General features: G+C 46.8%; 3 protein-coding genes. 2 read left to right on the forward strand and 1 reads right to left on the reverse strand.

Annotated elements, in window-relative coordinates:
* The coding region (locus QUB61_RS32790) for a CHAT domain-containing protein (protein ID WP_333190289.1) at positions 1–1605 on the forward strand (1605 nt) is incomplete at its 5' end.
* Between the two features lie 10 nt (positions 1606–1615).
* Here the strand turns inward: QUB61_RS32790 and QUB61_RS32795 are convergent.
* Positions 1616–1942: a SpoIIE family protein phosphatase gene (locus QUB61_RS32795; RefSeq protein ID WP_333136076.1), complete on the reverse strand. Its 327-nt coding sequence runs from the start codon at positions 1940–1942 to the stop codon at positions 1616–1618.
* 509 nt (positions 1943–2451) lie between these two features.
* On the opposite strand from QUB61_RS32795, the gene QUB61_RS32800 reads away from it, so the two are divergent.
* Positions 2452–8460: two-partner secretion domain-containing protein (locus tag QUB61_RS32800; RefSeq protein ID WP_333190291.1), on the forward strand; the 6009-nt coding region annotated here is incomplete at its 3' end.

Genomic DNA, 8460 nt, shown 5'->3' on the forward strand with positions numbered 1-8460 from the left:
ACTCCGAGTGAAACTCCAACTCCGGTTGTAACTCCAACGGACACTCCGAGTGAAACTCCAACTCCGGTTGTAACTCCAACGGACACTCCGAGTGAAACTCCAACTCCGGTTGTAACTCCCACTCCGATGGATTCTACGGAAATACAAGAGCCCGCACCGCAACCCTCAACCCAAGAAGGAGGAGACTTGCAAAGCCGTGGCAAAAATTCATCGCTAGACAACCGCGGTAGTGTAGCCGATCGAATTTTAACCCTCGATAGCACTATCACCAGTAAATTACCCTGGGACTTCGTACCACCCTCACCAGCATCTGAACAACCGCCAACAGTCAACCCTACTTCTAATTTAGTTCTGGGATATGTTCCCTCTCCCGATCGACTTTTTGAAGGTAACGACATACAGAAAACAGTCTCGGGAATCGAAGAAATGAGGAATCAAGAATTTCGAGATTACCTGGGGGTAAAAGCCAACCTCCCAGAGGAAAAAATCTTGATTTCGACATTCCAACAAACTTTACAAAATATCGAACAGCAAACCGGCAAGCGGTCTGGTATTATCTACATAGTCTCGCGAGAAGATCGATTGGAACTAATTTTAGTTCCTCCCGTCGGGCGGCCGATTCACTACAGCGTCCCAGAAGCCAACAAAGCAGCTCTTTTCCCCACCGTCCAGGAGTTCCGCAATGAAATCACCAATCCCGCGAAACGCGAGACTAAGACTTATCTCGCGGCCGCCCAGCAACTATATAAATGGGCGATCGCACCCCTAGAAAAAGACTTACAAAACTTAGGAATTCAGACGTTGTTGCTGTCAGTCGATCCCGGATTGCGAAGCCTGCCCTTTGCCGCTTTGCACGACGGTAAAGGCTTCTTGATTGAAAAATACAGTTTCAGCCTAATTCCAAGTTTTAGTTCGACTAATACCGATTATAACGCTGTTAGAGAAGCCACAGTGCTAGCAATGGGAAGGTCAGAATTTGTTGACCAACAGCCCTTGCCCAGTGTGCCGATCGAATTGCAGGCGATTTCCGCTCAGGGGAACGGCCCATCTTTCCTCAATTCGGCTTTCACTATAGATAATCTCAACTCGGAACACGCCAAGGGAGCATTTCGGATCGTTCACCTAGCAACTCACGCTGAATTCAAACCCGGAAAAGCGAGCAATTCATACATTCAACTGTGGAATTCCAAATTGCAGCTCGATCGCCTGGAAAGTTTGAATTGGCGCAATCCCCAGGTAGACTTGTTAGTATTAAGTGCTTGCAGAACAGCCTTGGGCGATCGGGAAGCAGAGTTAGGTTTTGGAGGTTTAGCAGTAAAATCCGGCGCCAAATCTGCTTTAGGGAGTTTGTGGTATGTTGACGATGGAGGCACTTTGGCGCTGATGAGCGAATTTTACCACCACTTGCGAGGAACCACAACTAAAGCAGAAGCTTTGCAACTGGCTCAACAAGCAATAATGTCCGGTAAAGTGCGGTTGGAAAACGGACAGCTAGTAACAACAGGCGGCCAGTTAAATTTACCTGCTAATTTACAACAAACAAACCAAAATTACTCTCATCCTTACTACTGGAGTAGTTTCACCATGATTGGAAGCCCTTGGTAAGCTGCCATTTTTATCTTTGAGTCTGGGCTTTGACGGGACGAAAGTTTCTATTTTCTACCACCACTTGCCACAACCTCTTTAATCCGTACTGCGCTTTATTAATATTGAAAGCTTCAGGAATTTCATCGGTATAAAGCACCACCACATCCCCAAAATTTAACTGCACTTCTTCTTGAGCAATAAACTCGCCAATCTCTGCTACTAAGCTAATGGGAAAGCCTAAATCCATAGTCTCTATCCACTTCAATTTTCCCTCAGCGCGCAACACAATCATTTCCTCATGTTGTCCGCTTAATTTCAGGACACCTGCGGCATAGTCTAAGATAGCTAGAGACATATTTCTGGCGGAGTCCATGCGCTATTTATTATGGGTTTGGGTCTTAAGTTGACACGACCAAAGGAATTACCGTGTCCCCAGCCGATATAGCCTTTCGAGCTCTCATATGAGGTACTCACGGGCATAGGGCATAGGGCATAGGGCATAGGGCATAGGGCATAGGCCTCCGTGGGCATAGGGCATACCTCACTTTTTTGAGAACCGCTATATCTGTACTTCACTTAACTGAAAACGGCTAAGTAGGTGGTTACAAATAAACATGACATGGGTCGGGCGGGTGAGAGCATTCCTCTACTTGCTGGTATATCTTGATACTGAGGCTTTCGGAACCCTACAATAAAGTAGGTTTTTTTTCCTTACCTACTTATAAACAAATACATTTCCTTCAGCTTCCCCTCCATATTATTCAGGAATAAAAAATAGGACTATCCTCTTGACATGAGAAAATTTTATGAGTAAAAATAGGAGAGATAAATACGATCGCACTTTAAGCACAATCTTTAAACACAATGACAGCCAACAGATTATCTTTGCTTGCATGGTTATTCATCCTTGGCTGGCTGAGTGCAGCGGCAGGTTCGGCCCGAGCGCAACCCATCACCCCCGCCGCGGACGGCACTAACACAGTTGTTACCCCCAACGGCAACCGCTACGACATTTCCGGGGGGTCTTTGAGCCCAGAGCAGGCTAATCTTTTTCACAGTTTTACTGAGTTCGGCCTCAGCGAAGGTCAAACTGCTAACTTTCTGAGCAATCCGAATATTCAAAATATTTTGGGAAGGATTAATGGGGGAAATCCTTCTTTAATCAATGGCTTAATTCAAGTGACGGGCGGCAATTCCAATTTATTTTTGATGAATCCGGCAGGCATGATTTTCGGACCGAATGCTAGTCTCAACGTGCCGGGTTCTTTTAATGCTACTACGGCAACAGGGATTGGTTTTGGGAACAATCAATGGTTTAGCGCGGTCGGCAATAACAATTGGGCAACATTAATTGGGACGCCGAACAGTTTTGCCTTTACAAATTCGCCAGGGGGAAGCATTGTTAATTCCGGCAATCTGACGGTGACACCAGGTCAAAGTTTAAGTTTGATCGGAGGTACGGTTGTCAATACGGGTCAGCTAAATGCGCCAAGCGGCAATATTATCATCAGCGCCGTGCCGGATAACAATTTGGTGCGGATTAGTCAAGCTGGGAATTTATTGAGTTTGGATATTGTGCCGACAGCAAATCAAAGCTCGCTGCCGAACAATTGGACGCAGCCAGTGTTATCTTTGCCGGAGTTGCTGACAGGAAAAGGTGCAGGGCAGGCAACAAATTTGACGGTAAATCCCAATGGTGATGTTGTGTTGACGGGGAATGTTGCTGTGCCGGTAACTCCAGGAACGGCGCTCGCAAGTGGCACTCTCAACGTCTCTGGCGACACAGGCGGCAACGTTAACATCTTCGGTGAGAAAGTAGGTGTTATTGCCGGCAATATCAATGCTTCGGGGATTAACGGCGGCGGTAATGTACTGATTGGCGGAGATTATCAGGGTTTGGGGACGGTGCCCAATGCTTTGCGGAGTTTTGTCAGCAGCGACTCGACAATTAATGCTGATGCTGTTAGTAATGGTCAGGGCGGGCGAGTTATAGTTTGGGCGGATGAAACTACTCGCTTTAATGGGAATATTACGGCCAGAGGTGGCTTGGTTTCAGGGAATGGCGGCTTTGCGGAAGTTTCGGGAAAGCAATCGCTGGATTTTCAAGGGTTAGTTGATTTGCGATCGACCTTTGGCATTGCTGGCACCTTATTGTTAGATCCTACTGATATTACTATTAGTACAGGTGCGGATGCAGGCGGCGCTTTAGCAGGGGGAGCATTTACGCCCTCTGCTGCCACTTCTACGATTAATAATGTGACGCTACAAAATCAGCTAGGTTTGGGAAATGTGATTATTGATACTGCATCGACGGCGGGGAATGCCGGTGATATTACAGTTAATGCTCCCGTTACTTGGTATAGTAGTAATTCTCTGACTCTGAATGCTAATAATAATATTACTGTTTATCAACCTATTACTAATGGTGGAAATGGCGCGATCGCATTAAATGCTAATAATGCAATATCAGTCAATGCCGATCTTGGTACTAGGGGCGGAAATATTAGCCTCACCAGTACCAATGATATCGACACAACTGCTGGAAATCTCTCTTCCTATTCTTATCAAGGAAAAAATGGAGGAGCGATCGCCCTCTCAACGGCTGGCGGTAACATTACCACTGGTTCTCTGGATTCGGGTTCCTACGAGGCAGGTGGAGGGAATATCAACCTCTCTGTTACCGGAGGAACAGGTGCGATCGACACAACTGCTGGAATTCTCGATTCCTCTGGGGGAGGAAATGGAGGAGCGATCGTCCTCTCAACGGCTGGCGGTAACATTACCACTGGTTCTCTGGATTCGACCTCCTCTGATGCAGGTGGAGGGAATATCAACCTCTCTGTTACCGGAGGAACAGGTGCGATCGACACAACTGCTGGAGATCTCGATTCCTCTGGTTGGGGAGGAGGAAATGGAGGAGCGATCGTCCTCTCAACGGCTGGCGGTAACATTACCACTGGTTCTCTGGATTCCTGGTCCCTGCAGGGAGGTGGAGGGAATATCAACCTCTCTGTTACCGGAGGAACAGGTGCGATCGACACAACTGCTGCATTTCTCGATTCCTCTTCTCAGGGAGGAAATGGAGGAGCGATCGCCCTCTCAACGGATGGCGGTAACATTAAAACTCGTACTCTGTCTTCCCGCTCCTACGAGGCAGGTGGAGGGAATATCAACCTGTCTGTTACCGGAGGAACAGGTGCGATCGACACAACTGCTGGAGATCTCTATTCCTATTCTCTGGGAGGAAAAGGAAATGGAGGAGCGATCGCCCTCTCAACTTTTGGCGGTAACATTACCACTGGTACTGTGGATTCTTCAGTAGTAAATGGAGGTACGGGAGGGAACTTCACCCTCAACTCTGCTACAGAAAATACTATTCTTAAGGGTAATATAAACACCTCAAGCGCCGCCGGTAGCGGTGGCAATATTACCCTCAAATCACCAGTTGTCCTTAGTCAACCAACTATTACCCTAACAACATCAGGAACTACCAGCAGCGGCAATGTCGCCTTTAATAGCAATCTCGATGGCACTACAGCAAACAATCAAAGTTTAGTGGTGAATGCCGGTGCCGGTAATATTACCTTTAATGGTCTAGTTGGCGATACCAAGGCATTAGGAAATATTACTGCTAACTCTACAGGAACCACTGCATTTAATCAAACAGTCAATGCTGCGAGTTTGACGACAGATGCTGGTGGCAAAACTCAACTTAATGACCCTGTCACTACAACAGACTCTCAGACTTATGGAGATGCAGTCACAATTGCCAACAGTCCCATTCTCTCGGGCAGCGACATTACTTTCAACAATACTGTAGACGGCAGCAGCGATTTGACGGCGAAGGCGGTTAGCGGTAATCTTACATTCAATGGTGAAGTTGGTGCGGAAAGTGCGATCGGCAAATTAACAGCTAACTCTACAAAAACAACCGCATTTAATCAAACAGTAAATGCCGCGAGTTTGACGACAGATGCTGGGGGTACAACTCAACTGATGGGAAATGTCACTACAACCGGCAGCCAAACTTACACAGATGCAGTGACAATTGCCAACAATCCCATTCTCTCCGGCAGCGACATTACTTTCAACAATACTGTAGACGGCAGCAGCGATTTGACGGTGAAGGGCAGTAGCGGTAATGTTACATTCAATGGTGAAGTTGGTGCGGAAAGTGCGCTCGGCAAATTAATAGCTAATTCTACAAAAACAACCGCATTTAATAAAATAGTCAATGCCGCGAGTTTGACGACAGATGCTGGTGGCAAAACTCAACTTAATGGCCCTGTCACTACAACAGGCCCTCAGACTTATGGAGATGCAGTCACAATTGCCAACAGTCCCATTCTCTCCGGCAGCAACATTACTTTCAATAATACTGTAGACGGCAGCAGCGATTTGACGGCGAAGGCGGTTAACGGTAATGTTACATTCAATGGTAAAGTAGGGAATCCCACAAATCCGATCGGCAATTTAACAGCTAACTCTACAAAAACAACCGCATTTAATCAAACAGTCAATGCTGCGAGTTTGACGACAGATGCTGGTGGCAAAACTCAACTGAATGGCCCTGTCACTACAACAGGCCCTCAAACTTATGGAGATGCAGTCACAATTGCCAACAGTCCCATTCTCTCCGGCAGCGACATTACTTTCAATAATACTGTAGACGGCAGCAGCGATTTAACTGTGAATGGGGGTACTGGTAATGTTACCTTCAATAAGGCGATAGGCGAAACAAATCGTCTGACAAGTTTAACTGCCAACAGCAAGATATCTTTAGGCGGGAATGTCAGTACCACTGGCAGTCAAACTTATGCAGAGGCAGTGACAGTTGCCAAAAACTCGGTTCTTTCAGGCAGCGGAATTACTTTCAACAAGACAGTTGACGTACCTGGGAATCTCGGTATTGTTGCTGACAATGTTAATCTAAAAGGAACTGTAACAACCACCAATGACGGCACGCTCACAATTACCAATAAGGTTAATCTAAATATTGAGAACAACCTCAACTTAGACGGTGCATTTATTCAAAAGGGTGGGGGAACTGTTGCGGTTAGCGGAAATATCACCACAACTAATGATAACATTAGTTTTAGCGGCCCGGTGACATTAAAGGCTCCTGTAACTTTTACACTGGGATCTGCAACAATTGCTTTCGGTTCGAGTTTAGCAGCAGGTAGTAACCCACTGACTTTAACAGCCGGTGAAATTGATTTTTCGGGGAAGGTTTCGGGTACTGGCGCGTTAATGCTGCAACCGGCAACAGCAGGACAAAATATTATTGTTGGCGGAACGGATAACAATACTAGCGCTTTAGATTTGACGGCAGCGGAAATTAATTTGATTCAAAATGGATTTAGCTCGATCGATCTCGGGCGATCGGATAGCAGCGCCAAGATTAGTATTGCCTCTAATCTGACATTTTTAGATCCAGTAAATATTCAAGGGGGAACTGGTACGATCGCAGTAGATGGAAGTCTTACCGGAAATGACAACAGCAGCATTGCTATCAACGCTGACACAATTAATTTGAATTACGGCATCAATACCAATAAAAATGCGATCGCTCTCAACGGCAAAGTCCAACTCGGAAACGATATTAATCTCAGTACAGGTGGCGGAGATATTAAGATAAGTGGTGCGATAGACGGGAATCATTCGTTAAACATAGATGCAGCAACAGGCAAGGTGCTGGTGCAAGGAAATATCGGAGGAACAGCACCAGTTTCAGTTGTGAATGTTACCGCAGCGCAGGCGGAATTCACTAACGGTAATATTGCGAGCAATTCGGGTTTAAATATTACTGCGACGAACACCTTGTTGGGGGGGGATGTTACTACAAATCAGGGCAATATCAATATTAACGGTATACTCGGGTTGACGAAAGATGCGATATTGAGTACGGCAGGGGGAAATATTGCCTTTGTCGGTGCGATCGACAGTATTGATGCCGCCCGTAGCCTAAATCTGGATGCAGGTAGCGGCAGCATCACTTTCAGCGCACCCGTCGGCGCCACCAGACAGTTAGCAAATCTTGCGATTAAAAATGCTGGCGACGTAACAGCAAACTCGACAATTAACGCGCAAAGCTTGCGAGTACAGGGCGCGGGAAATATCAATTTGTTGGGAAATGTCACTGCTTCAAATTCTGGAAATGGAGGGACGATAGAGCTTTTGAGTCCCCAGGGAAAAGTGAATGCTAAAGATTTGAATACAGCGGGAAATATCGGCGGGGACATCACCGTTAAAGCTTTAAATTCAATTACGGCAGGACAAATTAACTCAAGTGCTACAGTGGGAAATGCTGGCAAGGTGTCCTTAGATCAGCCGATCGGCGATATTCAACTAGAGTCGATCAATGCCCAAGGCGGTACTGGCGGCATCGGTGGCGAGGTCTTTATTTCATCGACGGGGGGATTTTTCCGCGCTACGGGTACTTTTTCAACCCCACTGGATCCGACGGGATTTGCTAGCATTTCTACTGCTGGCGGCGTCGGTGGTGGCAAAATTACAATTGTGCACGCTGGGGGAGATGGAGGGACGCCGATTCAACCGTTTGTAGTGGGAAATGCTGCTAGCAACGGTACGGCGGGTGCAATTACAACGGGACAATATAGCATTACAGATCAGTCGTTTCCGCGTTCTAGCAGTGTTGGTAATATTGTGTTTTCGACTGATGACGGGATCGATCCAATTCCCACTCCAACTCCCACTCCGAGTCCAACTCCGTCAACAACTCCGAGCCCAACTCCGTCAACAACTCCGAATCCAACTCCGACTCCGGTTGTAACGCCAACTCCGAATCCAACTCCGACTCCGGTTGTAACGCCAACTCCGAATCCAACTCCGACTCCGGTTGTAACGCCAACT

It is taken from the genome of Microcoleus sp. C2D2 (genome assembly GCF_036702495.1).
GTDB lineage: Bacteria > Cyanobacteriota > Cyanobacteriia > Cyanobacteriales > Microcoleaceae > Microcoleus.